At 39.3% G+C, this 22319-nt stretch carries 21 protein-coding genes and 1 riboswitch; of the genes, 9 read left to right on the top strand and 12 right to left on the bottom strand.

Annotated features, from left to right (window positions below; genetic code table 11):
- Window positions 1-8: 8 nt before the first annotated feature.
- The 6 genes from PLEUR7319_RS0106905 to speB form a co-directional block, all read right to left on the bottom strand.
- Window positions 9-788, bottom strand: a complete 780-nt coding sequence (locus tag PLEUR7319_RS0106905) for an ABC transporter ATP-binding protein (protein WP_026102362.1) — start codon at window positions 786-788, stop codon at window positions 9-11.
- Between the two features lie 85 nt (window positions 789-873).
- Window positions 874-1701 (bottom strand): ABC transporter permease, encoded by an 828-nt coding sequence (locus PLEUR7319_RS0106900; RefSeq protein WP_019504474.1) that lies wholly within the window; start codon window positions 1699-1701, stop codon window positions 874-876.
- A gap of 226 nt (window positions 1702-1927) precedes the next feature.
- A complete protein-coding gene (locus tag PLEUR7319_RS0106895; protein WP_019504473.1) occupies window positions 1928-2965 on the bottom strand; it encodes an ABC transporter substrate-binding protein in 1038 nt (345 codons plus the stop codon).
- A gap of 140 nt (window positions 2966-3105) precedes the next feature.
- On the bottom strand, window positions 3106-3801 hold the full coding sequence (gene hypB / locus PLEUR7319_RS0106890; RefSeq protein ID WP_051044407.1) for a hydrogenase nickel incorporation protein HypB: 696 nt from the start codon (window positions 3799-3801) through the stop codon (window positions 3106-3108).
- Between the two features lie 70 nt (window positions 3802-3871).
- Window positions 3872-4249 carry a hydrogenase maturation nickel metallochaperone HypA gene (hypA, locus tag PLEUR7319_RS0106885; protein ID WP_026102361.1) on the bottom strand — a complete coding sequence of 126 codons (378 nt, stop codon included), beginning with the start codon at window positions 4247-4249 and terminating at the stop codon, window positions 3872-3874.
- Window positions 4250-4457: 208 nt separating this feature from the next.
- Window positions 4458-5636, bottom strand: coding sequence for an agmatinase (gene speB, locus PLEUR7319_RS0106880; RefSeq protein WP_019504470.1), 1179 nt, complete (start codon window positions 5634-5636; stop codon window positions 4458-4460).
- A gap of 77 nt (window positions 5637-5713) precedes the next feature.
- A riboswitch (guanidine-I (ykkC/yxkD leader) is annotated at window positions 5714-5856 on the bottom strand.
- 203 nt (window positions 5857-6059) lie between these two features.
- On the opposite strand from speB, the gene PLEUR7319_RS0106875 reads away from it, so the two are divergent.
- Genes PLEUR7319_RS0106875 through PLEUR7319_RS0106865 form a run of 3 tightly spaced genes read left to right on the top strand, consistent with a single transcriptional unit; the run spans window position 6060 to window position 8190 of the window.
- A complete protein-coding gene (locus PLEUR7319_RS0106875) occupies window positions 6060-6794 on the top strand; it encodes a TIGR00266 family protein (protein WP_019504469.1) in 735 nt (244 codons plus the stop codon).
- Window positions 6784-7464, top strand: a complete 681-nt coding sequence (locus PLEUR7319_RS0106870; RefSeq protein WP_019504468.1) for a TIGR00266 family protein — start codon at window positions 6784-6786, stop codon at window positions 7462-7464. Before PLEUR7319_RS0106875 ends, PLEUR7319_RS0106870 begins: the two co-directional genes overlap by 11 nt.
- Window positions 7465-7494: 30 nt before the next feature.
- A complete protein-coding gene (locus tag PLEUR7319_RS0106865) occupies window positions 7495-8190 on the top strand; it encodes a TIGR00266 family protein (protein ID WP_019504467.1) in 696 nt (231 codons plus the stop codon).
- A 13-nt stretch (window positions 8191-8203) separates the two neighbouring features.
- Here PLEUR7319_RS0106865 and PLEUR7319_RS0106860 read toward each other — a convergent pair whose 3' ends face one another.
- The 5 genes from PLEUR7319_RS0106860 to PLEUR7319_RS0106840 form a co-directional block, all read right to left on the bottom strand.
- Window positions 8204-8536 (bottom strand): hypothetical protein, encoded by a 333-nt coding sequence (locus tag PLEUR7319_RS0106860; RefSeq protein WP_144054262.1) that lies wholly within the window; start codon window positions 8534-8536, stop codon window positions 8204-8206.
- The gene (locus PLEUR7319_RS0106855; RefSeq protein ID WP_019504465.1) at window positions 8506-9177 is read right to left on the bottom strand and encodes a hypothetical protein; all 672 of its coding nucleotides are present in this window, start codon (window positions 9175-9177) and stop codon (window positions 8506-8508) included. Before PLEUR7319_RS0106855 ends, PLEUR7319_RS0106860 begins: the two co-directional genes overlap by 31 nt.
- A gap of 173 nt (window positions 9178-9350) precedes the next feature.
- Entirely contained in the window at window positions 9351-10526 is a 1176-nt protein-coding gene (locus PLEUR7319_RS0106850) for an RNA-guided endonuclease TnpB family protein (protein WP_019504464.1), read from the bottom strand.
- Between the two features lie 394 nt (window positions 10527-10920).
- Complete coding sequence (locus PLEUR7319_RS0106845; protein ID WP_019504463.1) at window positions 10921-12414, bottom strand: NAD(P)/FAD-dependent oxidoreductase; 1494 nt, start codon at window positions 12412-12414, stop codon at window positions 10921-10923.
- Between the two features lie 114 nt (window positions 12415-12528).
- Entirely contained in the window at window positions 12529-13752 is a 1224-nt protein-coding gene (locus PLEUR7319_RS0106840; protein WP_019504462.1) for a calcium-binding protein, read from the bottom strand.
- 374 nt (window positions 13753-14126) lie between these two features.
- On the opposite strand from PLEUR7319_RS0106840, the gene PLEUR7319_RS0106835 reads away from it, so the two are divergent.
- The 3 genes from PLEUR7319_RS0106835 to PLEUR7319_RS0106825 all read left to right on the top strand — a co-directional run bounded on the left by PLEUR7319_RS0106835 (window position 14127) and on the right by PLEUR7319_RS0106825 (window position 17346).
- Window positions 14127-15791 (top strand): histidine decarboxylase, encoded by a 1665-nt coding sequence (locus PLEUR7319_RS0106835; protein ID WP_019504461.1) that lies wholly within the window; start codon window positions 14127-14129, stop codon window positions 15789-15791.
- A gap of 85 nt (window positions 15792-15876) precedes the next feature.
- Window positions 15877-16380: a hypothetical protein gene (locus tag PLEUR7319_RS0106830; protein WP_019504460.1), complete on the top strand. Its 504-nt coding sequence runs from the start codon at window positions 15877-15879 to the stop codon at window positions 16378-16380.
- 75 nt (window positions 16381-16455) lie between these two features.
- The gene (locus PLEUR7319_RS0106825) at window positions 16456-17346 is read left to right on the top strand and encodes a hypothetical protein (protein WP_019504459.1); all 891 of its coding nucleotides are present in this window, start codon (window positions 16456-16458) and stop codon (window positions 17344-17346) included.
- A gap of 17 nt (window positions 17347-17363) precedes the next feature.
- Here PLEUR7319_RS0106825 and PLEUR7319_RS0106820 read toward each other — a convergent pair whose 3' ends face one another.
- Complete coding sequence (locus PLEUR7319_RS0106820) at window positions 17364-17798, bottom strand: ATP-binding protein (protein ID WP_026102358.1); 435 nt, start codon at window positions 17796-17798, stop codon at window positions 17364-17366.
- A gap of 354 nt (window positions 17799-18152) precedes the next feature.
- On the opposite strand from PLEUR7319_RS0106820, the gene PLEUR7319_RS40535 reads away from it, so the two are divergent.
- From PLEUR7319_RS40535 to PLEUR7319_RS0106805, 3 genes are all read left to right on the top strand, one after another.
- Window positions 18153-18311 (top strand): hypothetical protein, encoded by a 159-nt coding sequence (locus tag PLEUR7319_RS40535; protein ID WP_019504457.1) that lies wholly within the window; start codon window positions 18153-18155, stop codon window positions 18309-18311.
- 583 nt (window positions 18312-18894) lie between these two features.
- Entirely contained in the window at window positions 18895-19110 is a 216-nt protein-coding gene (locus PLEUR7319_RS0106810) for a hypothetical protein (protein ID WP_019504456.1), read from the top strand.
- A 2-nt stretch (window positions 19111-19112) separates the two neighbouring features.
- Entirely contained in the window at window positions 19113-22292 is a 3180-nt protein-coding gene (locus PLEUR7319_RS0106805) for a filamentous hemagglutinin N-terminal domain-containing protein (RefSeq protein ID WP_019504455.1), read from the top strand.
- The last annotated feature ends 27 nt before the right edge of the window (window positions 22293-22319 follow it).

Genomic DNA, 22319 nt, shown 5'->3' with positions numbered 1-22319 from the left:
GCAAAAAATTAATTGGCAATTGGCTCTGCTACCGTATTTATATTTCTCATTAGATCCATAATTTCATCGGCTTGTTGGTGGAAATCTGCTTGACGTTTAATACGGTAATCGCGATCGCTTGGTAAGTCGATCTTAAATTCTTGTTTGACCGTACCAGGCTGCGCTGAGAGGACATAAATTCTTTGAGATAAAAATACTGCCTCTCTTACATCATGGGTAATCATCAGAATTGTGCAACCTGTTTTGCGCCATATTTCCAGCAGGAATTGCTGCATATTTTCTTTAGTTTGAATATCTAAGGCGCCAAAAGGTTCATCCATCAAGAGGATTTTGGGATTAGTAGCTAAAGCACGGGCGATCGCAACCCGTTGCTTCATACCTCCAGATAGTTCTTTAGGTAGAGATTTGGCAAAATTTGCCAAACCCACAATATCTAGATGTGAAGAGGCAATTTCTCGTCGTTTTTGAGCAGAAATCCCCAGTAATTTTAAACCAAACTCCACATTTTTTTGCACGGTCATCCAGGGATAAAGAGTATATTTTTGAAATACCATTCCCCGATCTGCTCCAGGTCCGGTTACTGGTTGATAATCTACTGTAATTTCACCAGAAGTGGGGAAGTCCAGACCAGCAACTAAGCGTAATAAAGTTGATTTTCCCGAGCCAGAAGCACCAACCGTACAGACAAATTCCCCGGTCTCGACATGCATGTTGATATCCTTGAGAGCAATGAGTGTTCCTTTCTTCGAGGGGAATTCTTTATAAAGATGAGATAGTTCTAGGTGCATTGTTCAATTTACCTCTACGCGGAAGTAATCAGTAATCAGTATTTATTGACTTCTTGCATTTTCTCCTTTTTCTCAATTGATTTCTTCAAAATGCCCATTTACAAGTAAATCTAACTAATAAACGAAAAAATAAATCGAGAGCAAAACCGATTAAACCCAAGATAATTAAACAGGCAAAAATTTCTTCTGTTCTAAGAAACTTTTGGGCTAATAAAATTCTTTTGCCTAAACCTTCAGAGGCCGCCAGTAGTTCAGCAACGACTACCAAATTCCAAGAAGCTGCCATATTTACGCGAAAAGTATCGATAATACGGGGAATGATAAAGGGAGTAATTACTTGAGATAATACCTGCCCACGTTTACCACCCAAAGTATAAGTTGTTTCAACTAATTCTTGGGGAACGAATTTTACACTATCCATGATCATTAGGATGTTAAAAAATACCGTACCAATAAATATCAGTGCAATCTTAGGAGCTTCATCAACACCAAGATAGATGATTAAGAGAGGAATAAAAGCGGGGGCGGGCATATAGCGAACAATGCCAATTATAGGTTCAAATAAAGCCCGAATACTAGCAAATGTTCCCATAAGAATTCCTAAGGGAACAGCAACAACTGCCGACAAGATAAATCCTAAACTTACCCTAGTAAAACTAGCTAATGTATCCTGGATTAAAAATCCTTTAGACCATAATTTCTGAAAAGCTTCGATCACATCGCTGGGAGATGGCAAAAAAATTGAGTCTATTTCAGTAGATCTAGTGACAACAAGCCAAATAGACAAAGGAATTATGAGGGATAAACTCATTAATATCCAAGATAAAGACTGAGGGATATCTTCGGTAATACGCCAAAAAGTAGTAGGTTTTAAATTAGATCTTGAAGCTTTCGCTAGATCGCTTTTGAGCATTTTTTATGATTTTTATATTTTTTAGGATTTTTATAGCTGTAAGTTATTAATGGTAAATTTTATAAATAAGCCAAGAAACATTTATTTAAAATCGAAATTTGAAGTACTCGCTAAGCGAGAAACTACCCTAAAGGACTAGCTGTCGCGTCGCGCAACGAAATTTGAAGTTCGACAACAGACAATTTTGCCTCTTCGAGTATCTGAGCAAGATTGACTAAAAAATCAGCTATTTTTTAGCAGTCTTGGCATAAGCTTGTACAAACTGATCATCTAAGACCTTAGTTAAATCTGGTGCTTCAGGAATAAAGCCAACATCTATCATAAACTCAGACATTTTTTGAGCAGCGAAGGGCATATGTTTCATATTGTCACCATCGCTAAACGCTCTCAAATTATCTTCAATAGTGAACATTTTTGTGCCTTCTTTGAATAGTTGTAACTCTTCAACCGTGACATCTGCTCTTTCGGCCATAATTTCATCTGCTTTTTCAGGATTCTGTTCTATAAAATTCATCACATCAAACCAAGTATTAACTAATGCTTGAGCTTTATCGGGCTGTTCATCAATTAGTTTTTGAGTGACTACTAATAAATCAGGAATTGCACCTGGGAATTCTTTAGAAGAAATTAATTCTTTAGAACCTTCCCGTTTGAGAGCAGTTAACCAAAAGGGGGGGAAAGCACCCACTGCGTCCACTTGTCCTGATGCAAAAGCGGCAGCAGCAGCACCAGTTTCGAGAGGCACAATTTTGACATCATCCCGTTTCATCCCTTTTGATTCTAGTGCCAAAGTCAGTAGAAAATCATCTACCACCCCTTCTTCCACGGCAACTTTCTTACCTCTCAAATCTTCAATCGTATTGATATCTTCGGTAACGATAATCTTGTCATTTCCTGCCGAGTTATCATTCACCAAAATCGCTACTTCGCCGTTAACCGCATCAGCAGCAAAAGAAATGGTGTCGTTAAGAGTTTGACAGTTGCCATCAAGCTGACCAGCAGCCAAAGCTTCCATAGACTCAAGGTAGCCATCAAACCATTTCATTTCGACATTCACATTATTTTTAGCGAACATACCTTCTTTCTCAGCGATCGCCCACGGCCACCAACCAGCCCAGTTACTATAGCCGATAACGATGGCTTGATCTTTGGCGGTATTGGAAGTACCTGAGTCCGATGATTGAGGAGTTTGAGAACAGCTAATAGTTAATATTAGACTGAGGCAAAATACACTAAGTAATGATAGTAATTTTCTTCTATTCATCTAAATTAACTGATTACAAAAAAGATAAACATCATTAGAATTACAAAATTCCTACAGCCTGAGATACAAATGAAAACTCGTAATTCAGATAGAAATTACTCTACCGTGATATGTTGTTTTTGGAAATTTTTGTGGTTTTCTTAGAAACATGAGCTTGTATATTTTCGGTGTTTCACTTGAGTAGACAACCAATAGAACCATAGATCTAAACCGACTTCTGTGGTGGCGGATACACTAAATATAGTTACATCAGGGTTGATCTGACGTACATTGCTAACAATACGCTCTAAGTCAATATTCAGATAAGGAACTAAATCTATTTTGGTAATCAATAAGCAATCGGCTTGCTGAAACATTACTGGATATTTCAAAGGTTTATCTTCACCTTCGGTAACACTTAACAAGGCAACTTTGGCGTGTTCCCCTACTTCAAATTCCGCGGGACAAACTAAATTACCGACATTTTCAACTAAAACCAAATCAATATTATTGGGATTATACTTTTGTTGCAAAGTGTGAATTCCCCCAGCCACCATTTTAGAGTCCAAATGACAAGAACGTCCCGTATTGATTGGAATTACAGGGACATTATATTGGCGCAAGCGATTGGCATCCAATTCTGTAGTCATGTCTCCTTCAATTACAGCTATACTTAACTTATCTTGTAAGGTTGCTAAAGTTTTTTCTAATAAAACAGTTTTGCCTGCCCCTGGGCTACTCATTATATTTAGACAAGTAATACCCCACTCATCAAAATGGGCACGATTATGATCTGCTCCTTCTTGGTTAGCGTGGAGCAGGTTTATTTCCATGGCGGCATTATATGTTTGATGCATAATTTTAAGGGATGAGGGATAAGGATTTTCTTCTGGAGGATTTAGCGATCGCTTTGCTAATTGCTAATTGCTAATTGCTACTTGTAACTTGTTCCTGAACAGTTGAATACTCAATATGATCTATCTTTAATTCTCGACCAGATCTGATGTCTTCCATTGGTGATTGACAATCGGGGCAGCTATATTGCAAGCCAATCTTTGGTTTGTATTCTTGCTGGCAACTATGACAAAAAGCGATCAAGGGAATATCTTTAATAATTAGTTCCACTCCTTCAAGAAAAGTGTTTCGTGTTTGAATTTCAAAAGCAAATTTAAGACTGACTGGTTCAACACAGGTGAACTGTCCGACAATTAAATGGACTTTTTCGATTTTCCGTTGTTCAGGCTGAGATACATACCAATCTTTCATGGTTAAGATCAACGCCTTGGTCATATCTGTTTCATGCATTTTTTAGTAATCAGTCCCGTCAAGCGGGATCGAGATAATCAGTAATCAGTAATCAAAATATGTCTTGGGTTAGCTTCAATGCGTTTGAACCAAGCCAAAATAGCATGATACTTAGTTAGGTCAAATCCTCCTTCTTCCGCTACATGGGTATAGGCATATTTGGTGAAACAATTATTCCGAACTCCGAACTCCGAACTCCGAACTCACATTATCGCCAAGGAGAATCTACCTGTTGTGACTCCTCATGGATATAGTCTGGTTTATTTTCTCGGGGTAATTGTCCAGATAAAACTAAATGTGCCATCGTGTCACAAATTACGCGAGTCGCCATCAATGAAGTAATATCGCTGATGTCGTAAGGAGGAGATACCTCGACAATTTCTAGTCCACAAACAGGAGCATTCTGAACAATTTTCTTCAGCAGATATAAAGCTTCTCGGGGCATAAGACCGCCTGGTTCTGGCCAACCTGTACCGGGGACAAAACCAGCATCGATACAGTCAATATCAAAGCTGATATATACGCAGTCTGTTCCGTCTAGAGCTTTTTCTAAAGCGAAATCGGCGGCAGCATCTAAGCCCATTTCAGTAATATCTGTCACGGTCAAGATATTGGTAGCTCTCTCCCGACATACTTTGACTCCTGGACGAGGTACTTGCCAACCACCAATACCTAATTGCACCAGATTTTTTGCAGGAGCATTAGCTATATTGGTGGCATGAAACCAAGGGCAAGTGTGCATCCTTTCGTCTAAGTCTGTTTCTTGAGTATCTACGTGGCGATCAAAGTGAATAATGCCAACTTTCTTGTTACCCAAATGTCTACATACTCCCCGAACTGTAGGAAAACCAATCGAATGATCTCCACCTAAGATTATGGGAAATGCCCCCGAACTAAAGATATGGGCGATACCTTTAGAAATTTGATCGAATGATTTTTCGTTATTGGCAGGAATGGTAAAAATATCTCCCACATCACAGAGGGTAATTTGTTCGCGCAAATCGACTCCTAACTCAAAGTTATAGGGGGTATAAAGTGCTGAAATCCGCCTAATTCCCTGAGGACCAAATCTTGTTCCTGGACGATAAGTTGTACCTGAGTCGTGGGGAACACCAACAATTGCTACGTCATATTGTCCGACATTGTTGACATTTTCCAGGTAGGGAGCTTTGAGAAAGGTGTTAATCCCTGCGTAGTGAGGTAATTCTCCCCGTGAAAAATTAGGAATAGAGCGATCGCGAATACTTTCGGCAGCTTCTAAACCGTATTCTAATCCTTGCTCAACTTCCTGTTGCCAGCCAGTAAGTGGCAGTCTAGTTTCTTTTTCTAATGCTCTTTGAGCTTCGGTGGAATCATTATTAGGGGCAGAAAACGATGGCTCACTCATATTGATTTTCCTCTTCCAGATTAGTCTATACAAAAAACAAAACCCAGGAGTCTCAACAACTAGCTAAAGTTGCCAATATCTCCCGGGCTTTTTTCCCGCCGTGTACTACCAGAGGTCAGGAGTCTTAGAAGACTAACCAAACTTGCTTAGGGTAGTTGGCTTCTCTCGGACCAGTCATTTAAATCTTGTTGCTTAAATCGGAACCCTAGAAGCCTGGTTATTCTGTTGTACGTTAATTAATATAATTAATACTAAGATTAAACATTCTTAAATGCAAGATCGCTTATTTTAAGACTTTTTTAGTATTTTATCACCATAAAATTTACTGTAACTAACAATTTTACTCTCCAATTATTGACATTAATTGATCATTAGACATACTGGAAGCAAATCAAATTATGTAAAACTTTATTGATAATAATTGTGCAGTGCGACATTAGATATAAACCAGCATTCGCAGCTATATTTATCACTCTCGAACCAGGGGATAGTATTACTGCCGAGGCTGGGGCAATGGTAAGCATGGATAGCCAATTAACCATGAAAACGGAATTTTCAGGTGGTTTTTTTTCGGCTTTGATGCGGAAGTTTTTTGGTGGAGAATCTCTATTTGTCAATGTTTTTACTAACCAAACTAGACAAAATTTAAGTCTTGTTTTAACTCAATCTAATCTGGGGGATATTGAATCACTCAATCTTCGGGGAAAGGCGATCTTTTTTCAAAAAGGGGCTTATATTGCCCATACCCCAGGTGTCAAAATGGGAGTGCGTTGGGCAGGTTTTAAGAGTGCTTTCGCCGGAGAAGGTTGGTTCAAACTGAAGCTTTCAGGTAGGGGACAAGTTTTTTTTGGTGGTTATGGAGGTATTACTAAAAAAACAGTTCGAGGAGAATTTATTGTTGATAATTCTCACCTCATTGCTTACGAACCGGTAATTAAGATGGGGATTGGACTTTCTGGGGGGTTGATTGGTTCACTGACTTCTGGGGAAGGTTTTGTAAATCGTTTATCGGGCAATGGCGATATTTATCTACAATCTCGCAGTATGAGTGGATTAATCGGGTTTTTAAGCCCAAAAATACTCAAACTTGGTCATAGAAATCGCCGTATGTCCCAATCCAGTAATTTAGCCGAGAGGTTTCTCCAAGATGGAAGTTGAATTATTACATCAACCGGATAGTGCGATCGCTCGTATCCAACTAGATGCAGGAGAAGAGATTATTGCCGAAGCGGGTTCAATGATCGCCATGAGTGATGCTCTACAAGTAAATACCACCATGCGCCAGGGAAGAAGAGGCGGTGGTATTATGGGTGGCTTAAAAAGAATGATTGCCGGGGAATCTCTATTTCTCAGTCAGTTTCGTTCCTACCAGGATGGTAACGAAATCTGGTTAGCCCCCAAGTTAATTGGTGATTTATTAGTTTATGACATGGAAGGACAGGATTTAATTGTCCAAGCCACGTCCTATTTAGCCTGTAGTTCTAAAGTAGATTTAGATTTGGGCTTTGAGGGCATTAAATCAGTTTTTTCTGGAGAGTCAATTTTCTGGCTCACCCTCTCTGGTTATGGCAAAGCAATTTTGACTTCCTTTGGTGGTATATATGCCATTCCTGTAGATGGAGAATATACCGTTGACACTGGGCATATTGTCGCTTTTGAGCGAACACTTGATTTTAACGTAACCAAAGCTAGTTCCAGTTGGATTGGTTCATTTTTGGGAGGAGAGGGTTTAGTCTGTCGCTTTCGGGGACAGGGGAAAGTATATTGCCAAACTCACAGTGTTAGTGCGTTTGGTTCAATTATTGGTTCTTTACTTCCCGCCAGATAAGAATTAAGAAAGATTAACTAATAACTAATTATGAATGACATTCCTTATCGCATTGAACATGCTCCAGCTTATGCGTCTTTGGTATTGGATATACCAGTAAATCAGACGGTGTTGGTGGAGGCATCAGCGATGGCAGCAATGGATACTTGCTTAAAAATGAAATCTAAAATTCAGGGGGGATTGAGCAAAGGCATTGGCAGAATGCTGGGAGGAGAATCTCTATTTGTCAACGAATTTACTGCCCAAGACAGAAACGGAGAATTATATATTTCTCCTAATATTCCTGGGGATATTCAACATTATTATTTGACTAGTAAATCTAACTTAATGGTTCAAGGCTCGGGTTTTGTTGCCTGTAGTCCTAATATTGAATTGGATAGTAAGTTCCAAGGCTTAAAAGGCTTTTTTAGTGGGGAATCTTTATTTTTGCTACGAGCATCGGGAACTGGTGATTTTTGGTTTAGTTCCTATGGGGGAATTATCGAAATTCCCGTGGCTGGTAATTATGTGGTGGATACCAGTTATATCGTCGCCTTTGAAGATACTCTTAACTATGATGTAGAAGTTATTGGCGGACTTTCATTTAGTAACTTGAGAACAGGAATATTTGGTGGCGAGGGTCTAGTTTGTCGCTTTAGTGGTGAAGGCAGATTATGGATTCAGTCGCGCAATCTCTATCCCTTGCTCAATTTTCTCAATGCTTTTCGTCCTACTAAGAATAATTAGAGTTTGAGCAGAATTATCTAGTTTCAGATCCCACTTTTTTTCTTAACAAGAAAATACAGATGGGAACTACGATTAAATCGATCGCCACATGAAAAATAGAAAACCCATTAGGTTGCAGAAAGAAAAACCGATACACTCCCAACACACCACCTATGGTTGGCAAAATTGCTCCTAACAATAAAGCCAGACGACTATACCGTAACAGCATCAAGCCAATAATAAAATAAGCTACACCAAAGGCAGCAGCCCCCCAAACATGACCCTCCCTAGCATAAACAAGCAACTGGAGATTATGGGTTACTCCAGAAATGATCATTAACATTCCCGCAAGTTTTCGGATACGCATTTCATATTTGTTTTAGCAGAATCAACTTCTAATCTAACCATTGAAATATGAGTCGATCCTTTGGGAGCTGAGGGATTTTTTTCCAAGTATAAATTTACAAACTGGGGAATAGAATTGTCGCGTTTATTTTCAGATACACTTTTGGTAAAAGACATCCAAATTGTTCGTATCCAATCAGCTAATCCCTCTTTTCGAGTCATATCTTGAGGTACCAGCTCTAAACGTTTAATTTCAAAGCCAGATTTTTGCAACCAGATCTGGTAATCTTGAAGTCCATACAAGAATTGAGGGTTATGAAATTTACTAAAATAGACATCACACGACTTAGAGTTAATCAATTCTAAGAAAATTTGTAAAATTCCTAAAGCATCTCCTTTTCCTCCACAGGAAATAATTGAAAGACTGGGACAACGATTATTTTGCTTATTTTTCTTGGCAGAGAAGCTCTTTGTGGAAGAGCTATCTAGATCAGCCACTTTACTTACTGGTAAAGTAGTGACTAAATCAGCAGTAATGTTGTCATCATCAAAACCAACATCTAGAATGAACTCCTCGTCATTTAAATCAAAATCTTCCCTTAATTCTTGTGGCAATATAAATTGAGCAGCTGAACTTTTAGCACAATCTTCTAGATCCCACATAAGACTTTAATTACTGAAATTAGGATTCCTATATAGAAATTGTAAGACTCATGAGATACAGGTGATTTATCTTTTATGTATCAAAATCTTTAAGTTTTCGTATAGTGACCTTTAAGATCGGGTTGACGACTCCACCAGTTAGCTCCCTATCGGTCGCTAGAACAGGTGGATTCTCACTTCCTTAGAATTTGCTCAGTCGTAGATTTTTCACGTCCACTCCCTAGTCTGACAATTCCTCCATGAGCAGTAGCCTTGCGCCCCAAGGCTAATAATCGTAGTGCTTCGTCTCTAATGTTCTGAGCTGCGTTAATGTCTATGTCTATGTGCTTTTCGCCACAGTTGGGACAATCCCAGAATCTAACATCGAGAGGAAGTTTGTCTATGTGATATAGACATTTATTATGTAGCTTGCTGCTGGGAAAAAACCTGTCTACTTGCATGTAGATTTTTCCTGACCATTCAGCCTTGTACTTGAGCATGGTATTGAGCATTCCCCAACCCACATTGCTGATCGCTAATGCTAACTTGGGATTTTTGACCATGCCTTTGACGTTAAGATTTTCCACCGCAATGACTTGGTTCTCGTCAACTATCCTACGTGATAGCTTGTGGAGAAAATCTAACCGACAATTACTTACTTTTTCATATACCTTTGCTGCTAGTTTTTTGGCTTTATATCTTCTATGAGAATCTTGTTGTTTACGAGCTAACTTTTGCTGTTTACGCTTCAGGTTTTGTTGATGCTTCTTGAACCAGCGAGGATTGTTATATTTAGAGCCATCGCTAGTTACACAGATATCAGATATACCCACATCTAGACCCACAACTTTACCTTGGTCACTGGCTTGAGGAATTTCAATTTCATGATCAACCAATATCGAGGCGTAGTATTTACCACTTGGCACTTGAGATATCGTCACCGTTTTGACTATGCCCTCGATTGGTTGAGATATCTTGGCTTCAACTAATTTGAGTTTAGGAAATTTGATGTATCCATCTAGCACTTTTACATTCTGAGGATAGCTGATAGATTGCTTATTCCCTTTGGCTTTGAACCGAGGAAATCTACCTCTGCCCTCAAAAAAATTGATAAAAGCATTAGATAAATTAAGTGCTACTACTTGAAGACACTGAGAATAGGGTTCACTTAGCCATTCAAACTCTTTTTTCAAGCCTGGTAAGAGCGACTGTATGGCACCACGACTCAAACCTTTTCCTGTCTCTTGATATGTTTCTTGAGTAAGAGCAAGACTATAGTTCCAATACCAACGAGCGCAACCAAAGCTTTGTGCTAAGTGCCGTTTCTGTTCGCTATTGGGATATAGTCTCACTTTTACTGCTTTAAGCATTATCAGAAGAAAATGAATCTGATAAAATTGTAACAGCTCACGCAGATGTGTCGCCAACTGTTGAACCCTTTAGGGTGTCCCAAAGGGCTACGTTGTACAGTTCGTTCTCATCCCCCAGTTACTACGTCGAACAGGGGGATTTCTCACTCACACGTTAAATTAGCGATTGGGCTCCGCCCACCAGCGAAGCTGATCGCTTGGCAAAAATATGAGCAACAATCTTTAGTCCTTAATCCCTAAAACCAATATATTCCGTATCACCACTTATCTGATAACCGCTATATAGCGTTTCTCGTATTAATGAAATACATCTTGGTAGAGTCAGGGAATAGGGAATAGGGAATAGGGAATAGGGGTTTTAAGGTTTTTAACTAAGTTTATATTTGTACCTCACTTATTTAAGAAACGCTATATATAGAACAATTAATACTAGTAAAGCTCCTAAGATATACAGAAATTGAGTGGTTCGATTACTTTTAGCCAAAATTTCTGAGTAAGATAGTTCGTGGTTCTGAATTAGCAAAAAGGAATGAGGACTAAATATAAAGGGAAATAAACGACTGAGCTGTAAACGTAGTAAAAAGTTAAGACCCCATAATCTTTTTTGCCAAAGATTTTGACCATATTGCCAAGGATAACTAATTTGTACTAAGCGAATTAGAGCTTTAATATCTGGTTGGCGTAAGTTTTGATAGCGAGGAAGAGCTAGAGCAAGATTATCTTCAACTTCGGCTAAAGTTTCGGAGAAAAGATAGACATCCTCTAATGCCGAATTAACACCTTGTCCAATATCGGGAGGAAAACAATGCGCCGCATCTCCGAATAGAATTATAGCTGTGCCATGATTATCATCAGGTTGTCCCCAGATTTGATATAGTCGCGAACAATATTGAGGCAGGGGAAACGTTCCTCCATTACTGAAGAAAAATCTAGTTATTTCCTCAGAGGAAATGATTTTTTCGAGAGGAAGTTGAGGAAAAGCTTGAGTAAGATAATTACCCAATGCTTCTGGAGTTTTTAGCTGCCAAATATGATGGTCTGGATAGGTAATAATATTCGCAGTTCTCTCTATATCCGGGTCTTTTAAAGGTAGTAAACCCAAAGAAATTGCTTTTTTACGCCCTTTAAAAGTCGATCTAATACCATAAGCCATCGTCGATTCAGCTAGATCTTCTTGGGTCTCTGATAGGGGAAACCGGGGTAGTACAGTCAGAACTTTATATTTCAAACCTGCGCTGGGAGAGGGAAATTGCTGCATTTCAAAGTCATGGGATTTGCCTTGTTCCCAGTTATGCAGAGTTTGGCGCACGATAGAATTTAAACCATCACAACCTACTAACAGGTTGGGTGTAAAAGTTAATTGTTGCTCATCTTGAGACTGAGCAATAATCTCTAGGCGTTTAGCTTGGCTGCTATTGGTTGCGCTAGTTGCCGAAGAGGCAGAATCACTATTTAGATTAATTTCCACACATCGAGTTTGGAATAAAACTTGAATCGAATTTTGCCAATTGCGCTCGATTTCATCATAAAATAAATTGACGAAAGTGGCTCTGGGCAACCAGTAAGCAGTTTTACGATTAGAATCGGCAATGGGTAATTTAGAAGTTTTGCGATTTCCGTCTGGTTTTATGAGCGTAAAATAAAATTCGGTACTAGGAACACTTAAATTAGCTAATTTTGGCGTAAGATTTAATAAATCGGTTAATTTTTGACCTCTGCCGTCAATTTGATAGCTAAATGATTTATCTGGTTCATAATAATCTGCCGATGGTCTTTTTTCTAAAACGGTAATTCCCGTCCAGCCTTTTTTAGCTAGCATCAAGGCAGTCCCTAATCCTGCAGGTCCTCCCCCAATAATGACAACATTGCTTTGTTGAAGATTGTTCATAGTAACACGCTCCGAATTCTCAAGACCTCTTGCTAGTAAGACTCCGGAAGACGCAAAACTTCTAAGTAAAACTTACGTATTTCGGAGTCTCTAACCACTTCTATGTTCTAAATCCTAGACTAGCTCGATATACTCTGAAGGAGTGAATTCTGCTAAAGGAGTTTCCAATGTAGCCAATTCAGTTTCACCCCAATATAGTGTATTGGTATTATTGTCATAGCCTAAAGAATCGACTGATGAGATACCCAATTCCAGAGTTGAAATTTGAATTGTGTCTCCTTCTGAGAAATTGAAGTCAGCAATGGTATCAACCCCCTCAAAACCGAGAACGAAAGTATCAGCACCAACACCACCAGTTAGAATATCTAGACCGTCACCGCCACTGATTAAGTCATTGCCACTACCACCAGTCAGAGTGTCATCCCCTGCTCCACCCAAAGCGGTGATATCGGTGTCAGTGTAGCTAGCGTTTAGGTTGTCATTGCCATCGCCACCATCAAAGACAACTCGTTGAACATCAGTCCCGGTTAAATCTTGAACCGTTAGGATATCATCACCACCCAGACCATTGATTGCAAATTGCTCGACATTATCGGTATCGACGGTAAAGGGAACTAAGTTTAACCTTTCAAATAAAGCACGCTCACCATTGGCACTGAGATCGAATTCATCTCCGTCATCGGGTGCGCCATTGATTTGCGAAACATCGTAACCGTCGTCACCTTCATTGATGTCGCTACCATCGCCATTGTTCCAGATAAAGCGATCATTTCCCAAACCACCAATTTTGAGATCGCTTCCTGTGTCCCCAATGAGAATGTCGTTGCCATTACCACCAATGAGAGTGTCATCACCTTCTCCGCCACGAGCTACCATATTTACAGAAGTCTGGCTAGCGTCCAGATAGTCAATGCCATCGCCACCATTAAAGACAACTCGTTGAATATCAGTACCAGTTAAATCTTGAACCGTTAGAGTATCATCACCACCCAGACCATTGATTTCAAATTGCTCGACATTATCGGTATCGACGGTAAAGGGACCTGGGTTTAACCTTTCAAATAAAGCACGCTCACCGTTGGCACGGAGATCGAGTTCATCTCCGTCATCGGGTGCGCCATTGATTTCCGAAATATCGTAACCGTCGTCACCTTCATTGATGTCGCTACCATCGCCGTTATTCCAGATAAAGCGATCGCTTCCTGCTGCACCAATTTTGAGATCGTCACCTGGATTACCAATGATAGTATCGTCACCCTCAGTGCCATTGAGAGTATCGTTTTCATCTGTTCCGAGAATTAAGTTACTGTTATCTTCGTATGTCTGTGTAGATGTCATAATTAATCTCTTCTAATTCAAATTCTTTTAAATTAATAGTAGAGATTCAACAAAGGAAAAACATCTGACAAACGTCTTGAATCATGCCTCAACGAAAGAGGTAAATCTTCTAAGACTTTCGTTGACAACTAAGTATATTTCTCTATGACTAACGTCTCTAAACTAAATTGATCAACAGTAAGAGACTTCAGTACTAAGCAAAAATTGTTAGAATAACAGTATTATAAAAGTATTGTACTTAAAATATAATACTTGCAAATATTGGCAATAAAATAGGAATAGTACTAATCACAAGCTTTACCGTGGGGAAAAGCTGCTCCCGTTAGGGTTACGCTTGCTAGTTAACTCCATTTATTGTTCATGGAGGAAAAATAATGCGATCGCAATGGCTTTCAGAATTTGCGCTCTCTGAAAAAGACGAGCAACGCTTAGATAATTTTTATCGAGACATTCAGCAAGAATCGGAACTGTTCCTGGGTTATCCTTGCAATGGAATATTTGATTATTCTCCCTTATATCGATTTTTGCAATATCCCCTCAATAATGTAGGAGATCCTTACTTACCGGGTAATTATCATTTAAATACTCACGATTTTGAGCGAGAAGTTCTGGGCATTTTTCAGCAGTTAACTCAAGCACCCGAAGGCAATACTTGGGGATATGTTACCAATGGGGGGACAGAGGGTAATCACTATGGTTTGTTTCTGGCAAGGGAACTGTTACCTAATGGCATAGTTTATTATTCTCAGGACGCGCACTATTCCATTGATAAGATTTTACGCTGTTTAGGTTTAAATAGCATTATGATCCGCAGTTCCTCTGATGGCACTATGGATCTTGATGATCTCCGCGAAACTCTCCGCATTCATAGAGATGTCCCCCCAATTATTTGTGCAACTATCGGCACGACCATGAAAGGAGCAGTGGATGACATTGTGGGTATTAGGGAGATTTTTCATGATTTAGCTCTCAATCACCATTATCTCCATGCCGATGCTGCTTTGGGCGGAATGATTCTTCCTTTTATTGATAATCCGCCTCCCTGGAATTTCTTATCTGGAATCGATAGTATCTCGATTAGCGGTCATAAAATGGTTGGTTCTCCCATTCCTTGTGGGGTGGTATTAGCTAAAAAACGCAATGTAGATCGTATTGCTCAAAGTGTGGAATATATTGGCACATTGGATACAACCTTAAGTGGTTCTCGAAATGCTCTGACTCCCCTATTTCTCTGGTATGCGTTTCACACTGTTGGCATCTCTGGATTTAAAAAGATTATCCCTGATTGTCTGCAAATGTCAGACTATGCGATCAAGCATCTCAACCAATTAGACTGTCATGCCTGGAGACATTCCTACTCTAATACTGTCGTATTTGATCGTCCCTTAGCTTCGGTAACACAACGCTGGCAGTTAGCTTGTCAGGGGGGAATTTCTCACCTCATCACTATGCCCCACGTAACAACTATACAAATAGATCGCTTAGTTGACGATATTAAAGCAGTTAAACCAGTCCCAGTTTCAACTTGTGACTCTTTTACTGCCTGCGAAACTGCCATTGGTGGCAGCGGTCAAGATATCATTCTGGTCGGTAACGAAGATACTAATATACTCACTGATGTTTCAGCAGCATTGGCTTCAGCAGGAATTTCGATTGAGGACTTAACAGCCATTAAAGTAGGAGAAGGAAATGTAGTTAAACTAAAAGTTAGCGATCGCGATCGCTCGTTAAAGATTTTAAATCAGACTTTAGATATCGGTCGTTGTTATGGACAATCTCTTCCTTTTGATACTAATGAAGCTACCCAGATTTTAAGTCGTGTTGATTATCAAGCCGTTAGTGGTGATGCTTTGTTAGTCGAACTGGAAGATAAAGCGGGGACTCTTGCTATGTTGATGAAACAATGCCGAGAACAACAAATATCGATTCGTAGTGTTCGTTTACTATGGCGTGGTAAAGAAAAGGCTGTAGTCGAACTAGCTTCTTCCGAACCGGAAAGACTTAAAGAATTGCTGGCAGATCGGGTTTTAGTTAATTAACGATCATCATCCCGCGTTGGCATTAAATTCAGATGTCAAGGCATTCCTGATAAAATGAGGTAGCCTATGCATACAAACTAAAATAATGATTAGTTTACGTAAATTTTTAGTAGCATTATTTCTAACTAGCTCCCTGCTCTTGACTTCCTGTGCGCAGCAAGCCCCTTCTCGTTTTGATGGAGCGCAACAAGAAAGTACCGGTAAAGGTGCAACCGCAGTAGTAGATGAATCGCAATCTGGGGGTAGTTTTAACCGTTATTTTCCCGATGCTGCTGATGGCTATCAAAGAGTTTATAGTCAAGAAAAGAAAGGTTTTGCTCAAGCTAAGCTCAAACAAAACGGGCAAGAAATTGCCATCCTATCAATTTCTGATGTTTTAAATAATCCGAGTACAGTCGATAAGTTCAATCAAAGTACTAGTAATATCAATGGCTATCCTGTCGTAAGTCAAGGAAGCACGGGAACAGCATTACTAGTTAATAACCGCTATCAAGTAAAAATTCGCTCGAAAGATTCTAGTTTTACTGCCAGCGATCGCGAAAAATGGTTAGGGAGATTTGATCTAAGAGGCTTATCAAAGCTGAATTGAGGTTGCAATCCCCAAATAAATTGAACTATTTAATTCATCAAAAAACCAGATATTAATCAATTTGAGGAGCAAGCAGTGAGCGAATCTATTTTTGAATTGGTAGATAATTTGCCAAGCAATAACATCACCACAATGATGCTGAGATCATTAGACTCCATCGTTCCTGGTGAATGGGAAAATACAGTTGGATTTGTCGAGACAATTCGCAAAGTAACTGGAGAAACTGACGAAGAGCTAATTCAGCAAATTGGCGATCGCGCTGTGTGGCTCTATAATGATAAATCCCAAGGATATCGTCGAGCTATGTGGCTGTATCAAACTGTGGATCGCACCGATAAAGCTTTAGGATCTGCGGCTCTAGCTAATAAAGTGGGTAACAAGATTCCCTTGATCGGCGGTTTGCTAACCAAAGTCACCCCTAATCCCGATAAAGCACAGTCTCTAGATCTATGTATTAAATTAGTAGTAGAACTAGTGGCTTTTTGTCAGATCAACGGCATACCTGGAGATAGCATTGGCGATTTTGTGGGAGCTTTAGGAGACTATAGTGGCGAATCATTGATGCGGATGGCAGCTTTAGTCTGTGTGGATGGATTAATTCCTCTAGGTCCCGATTTTTTACTCAAAGCACAGTCAACAATTGGCGGAATTGGACCCAAAGATTTAGAGTCTAATTCAACTTTTAAGGGTGTTCAAGAATCAATACCTGGAGGTAATACTAGAGGAAAGCTAGATTTTATTGGCGAAAGCTTTGATTCTGTAAAAGGCTGGATGGCTGATTTTGTTGCTAGCAAAAACCTAACTCCCCAGAAAGTAATGACTAATCTTCAAGGGTTTTTGGAGTTTTCTGATGATAAGTTGGATTATGTAGCCGCTTTTATCGATATGTCCACTAACTATTACGAACACACTGGAACACAAACCCTGGCTAGAAGGCTAATCGAACGAGCGTTTGATGAAATTTAGGGCAATCTATAATCTATCTAGAGATAATTTTTGCGCATTATTAAACAGTTACGCTGGTTAGGTAGGTTGAGATATTGCAATTCATCAGTTAATTTCTTGATAAATTGTAATCCTCTGCCTCCTTCTTTTTCCATAGAATTAGCGTCTTGTTCTCCTTTTAGTAATTTAGCTTTAAGATCGAATGGTTTTCCTCGATCCCAAATTCGCATTTCTAAGAAGTTGGGTAGAAAATTTACTTCTAAGTCAATAGGTGTATTTTGAGGTAAATTCTTATGGGCATGACGTACCGCATTGGTAAACGCTTCAACTAATGCCACCTCGCATTGCCAACCCATTTTCTGCGGAACTAAAGGAAAAACAAAACCTTCAAACCACTGTAGTACTTCTTTTAAAGCTTCTAAATCAGTTCTAACCCTCAAATGATATTGTTTTATGTCTTGGCTTGTTTTCATTAATACCGATTGTGAAAATAAGTATGAAACTAAATGATTGGTAGGTAGCTTATTGTTTTTTATATATTGAAAACTATAATCTGTAAGATTGAACTCAAGAGGAGCTTTAGTTGACAATCATGCTAACTTAAGACACTGAAAATTAGTTAAAATATGAAGTATATTTTTTTACATTTTACTTAATAAGAGAAACCTACTGAAAATTTCCCAGTATTTATACTGTAACTAAGCATCAGATAACATTCAATGATTTAAAAAAATTTTTAGATGTAGTAGATAATCAACTAATACTTAGGGTTTCAAGATTTAGTTTGGTTCTTAAGTACGAATAGTTTGACGTGCTGATGGTTATTATTGTCAGTTTTAGTCGATGCCGACAACCGAGAAAGAGTAAAACCATCTTATTCTGAAATTGGTTTAGATGTTGGCTTGAACTACTTCTATAGCGACGAAAAAGAGAATCAGATTGAGAATCCTCGATTTTATCTAAGAGGTCAAAATATAGCCAATTAGGGCAATTCAGCTCAACTCAGCAAAAACCTATTATTTTAACCAGCTAAAATAGGCAAAATGGCTGATGTGTTGATTAACAACAATACTTAATATAAATAAAGATACTTCTCGAACATTTCCAGGGTTTGCATTGTGAGAATAGAGTGTAAATCCTGGTTTTTATTATTTGAACAATGCTAAGCAGAATAAGCTAGACCTAAGAAGGGTAATTTGATTATTTTTTTCTCCTATCGGTTAACTTGTCTATATTAAAAACGAGAATCGGGAAGAAGTAGGGAGCAAAATTATTTATGTCTAATTATGGTCATCCTAAAAAATATTTTTGTATTATTTAAGTTTTATTAGTTTTATTAGTTGTTTGACTTTGAGGCTTTCGGTAATCATAGATGTATCAATTATCCAGTGACTAGTGTCGCTGTGCGCAAGTCAGAAGTCAGAATTTATTGAAAGTAAAAATTAAAAGCATTTGAAATTAGTTTCTAATTTACGCCTCTCTTCACCAGAGCGATCGCTAAATTTCCCAAAGAGCAAAAACGCAAAATCAATAGTTTTACAAATTAGTTTCACAAGTAAGAGGTGAGTGATGATAATTAGTAGAGAAGTATTAATTGAAGTCGAAAATCTTAAAACCGATTTTGATGAACTTAGTTTAGAGGCTGAACAAATACAAAAAACTAAAAAGTTGTTAAAGGAAATGCTTTGTATGCTAGTCTTCCTCGAAGAGACGATCTCCAATGAGCAAGCATTGTTAGAGCAAATGCTTCTGGAAGTTACAGATACAATCCAAGATAATATCTAACCATGCAGATAACATCTCTACATTCCCTACTTTTGTTTTCACTATGTACTCTTAACTGTCTCTGTGCTAATACGACTCAGGCTCAAGTTACTCCCGACAACACCCTTGACACTCAAGTAGATTTCGATGGTAACGTTTCAGAAATTACAGGAGGGGAAACGCGAGGCGGGAATCTCTTTCATAGCTTCCAAGATTTTTCTGTAGGAACAGGTAATGAAGCGTATTTTAATAATGCCAATAATATCTCGAATATATTTAGTCGAGTTACGGGAGGAAATATCTCGGATATAGATGGTTTGATTCGTGCCAACGGTAGTGCAAGTTTATTTTTGATTAACCCTAATGGAATTATCTTTGGAGAGAATGCTCAGTTAGATATTGGAGGTTCATTTTTGGGCAGTACTGCCGATAGTATTTTGTTTGATGATGGAGAGTTTAGCGCCACAGATTTAGATACTCCTCCTTTATTAACAATTAATGCACCGATAGGATTAGGTTTGCCAGATAATCCCGCAGAAATAGTCAATCGTTCAACTGTCCAAGATAGTGAATCAAATCCTCCTGGTTTAAAAGTCTCGTCAGGAAATAATCTGAGTTTGGTTGGGGGCAATATTAAGTTTGAAGGAGGTCACGCTACTGTACCAGGAGGTAATGTTGAATTAGGTGGTTTATCAGCAGCAGGGATAATAGGTATTGCTGAAGATGGTAGTCTGATCTTTCCTAAAGATATAGCCAAAGCAGATATAACATTAAGCAATGGTGCTGTAGTCAATGTGACAGGGACAGGTGGAGGAAATATCACCGTTAACGCTCGCAATCTAGAGCTGATATCCCGCAGTTTCTTGGACGCAGGAATAAATCAAGATTCAACTTCTAATGATGCTCAAGCAGGAGATATTTTCATTAACCTCACTGATAATCTAACCCTTGATGAGAGTCGAATTAGGAATCGGGTTAATGAAGATGGAGTTGGTAATTCAGGTTCTATCAATATTACTACTGGTTCTCTAATAGCAATAAATGGCGGAGATATTGATGCTAGTACTTCAGGTCAAGGGGATGCAGGTTTAGTTGAGATTAACGCCACAGGAGATGTTACTTTTGATGGTACAAGTTCAGAAGGCGATCGCAGTGAAGCTACTAGTCGGGTTGATTCCGATGGAGAGGGAACTGCTGGAGGTGTAACTATCTCTACCAACAATTTGACTCTGACCAATGGGGGAAGGGTTGATGCTAGTACCTCAGGTCAAGGGGATGCAGGTTTAGTTGAGATTAACGCCACAGGAGATGTTACTTTTGATGGTACAAGTTCAGAAGGCGATCGCAGTGGGGCTACTAGTCGGGTTGATTCCGATGGAGAGGGAACTGCTGGAGGTGTAACTATCTCTGCCAACAATTTGACTCTGACCAATGGGGGAAGGGTTGATGCTAGTACCTCAGGTCAAGGGGATGCAGGTTTAGTAGAGATTAACGCCACAGGAGATGTTACTTTTGATGGTACAAGTTCAGAAGGCGATCGCAGTGGGGCTACTAGTCGGGTTGATTCCGATGGAGAGGGAACTGCTGGAGGTGTAACTATCTCTGCCAACAATTTGACTCTGACCAATGGGGGAAGGGTTGATGCTAGTACCTCAGGTCAAGGGGATGCAGGTTTAGTTGAGATTAACGCCACAGGAGATGTTACTTTTGATGGTACAAGTTCAGAAGGCGATCGCAGTGGGGCTACTAGTCAGGTTGATTCCGATGGAGAGGGCAATGCGGGGGGGGTGATTATCTCTACTACCAATCTCAATCTGACTAATGGAGGACGAATTGATTCGAGTACCTCAGGTCAAGGAACTGCAGGTTTAGTAGAGATTACTGCTAGAGATATCATATTTGATGGTGCCACTTCAGAAGGAGATCGCAGCGGTGCTACTAGTCGAGTTAATTCCGAGGGAGTGGGCAACGCTGGAGGTGTGACTATTTCTGCGACTAATCTGACTTTAACTAACGGGGGACGAATTAATGCCAGTACAAAAGGTAAGGGGGATGCAAGTTTAGTCGAGATTTATGCCACAGGAGATATCACATTTGATGGTGCCACTTCAGAAGGAGACCGAAGTGAAGTTACTAGTCGAGTTGATTCCGATGGAGAGGGTAATGCGGGGGGGGTGATTATCTCTACTACTAATCTCAATCTGACTAATGGAGGAAGAATTGATACTAGTACCTCAAGTCAAGGAAATGCAGGTTTTGTCGAACTTACCGCTACAGAAGATATGACTTTTAATGGTACAACCTTAAAAGGAGATCGCAGTGGTGTTACTAGTCGAGTTAACAAGGATGGACAAGGAGATGTTGGTGATATAAATATTTTGACTACCAATCTAAATCTAGCTAATGGAGGACTAATTGACGTTGCCAGTACCAGAGAGACAGGGGATGGAGGAGATATCAATATTACTGCTACAGAAGATATTATCTTGCGAAATAACAGTCCAATCTCAGCTCAATCATCAGGCAACAACGATGGTGGTAACATCAATATTGATGCTAGATTTATTATTGCTTTTCCTAAGAATGAAGATAATTTAGTTGATATAGAACAAGGGCAAGAGACAAACTTTGCTGTTGATTCGATGTCACAGTTTGGTAATGATATTCTAGCTAGCGCAGAACAAGGGCAAGGGGGAAATATTGCCATCAATGCTAAGTCACTATTCGGTATTGAAGAAAGACCCTTGAGTAATTCAACCAACGATATTAATGCTAGTTCGGAATTTGGTTTGTCTGGAACAGTAGAAATTGATATTCTCGAAGTCGATCCCAGCCAAGATTCATTAGACATAACCGTCACACCAGTTGAGACTGAGATTGCTCAAACTTGTGAACCAAACAAGGATGGTAATCAGAGTGAATTTGTAGTTACTGGACGCGGTGGTTTACCCGAATCTCCTGAGGCTAATCTTGATGGTGATTTTGGTCTGGAAGATTGGCGAGTGGAAGAAGTAAATAGTTTGACCTCGACTTCCAGCTCTTATGAAAGCTCATTAAAAGTCGAAAGTGAGAACACTGAACCGATAGTTGAAGCTAATAGTTGGATTATTAACGACCAAGGTAAAATTGTACTCGTGGCTCACAATGCTTCTGATATATCTGGTGAAGTGGCTCAACAATCATCAAATTGTCAAACTAATTAACGATATTTCTGGTTAATAGAATTAAAA

It is taken from the genome of Pleurocapsa sp. PCC 7319, assembly GCF_000332195.1.
GTDB lineage: Bacteria > Cyanobacteriota > Cyanobacteriia > Cyanobacteriales > Xenococcaceae > Waterburya.
Note: the sequence above shows the minus strand (reverse complement) of the source record. Positions and strands in the feature narration are given on the sequence as shown.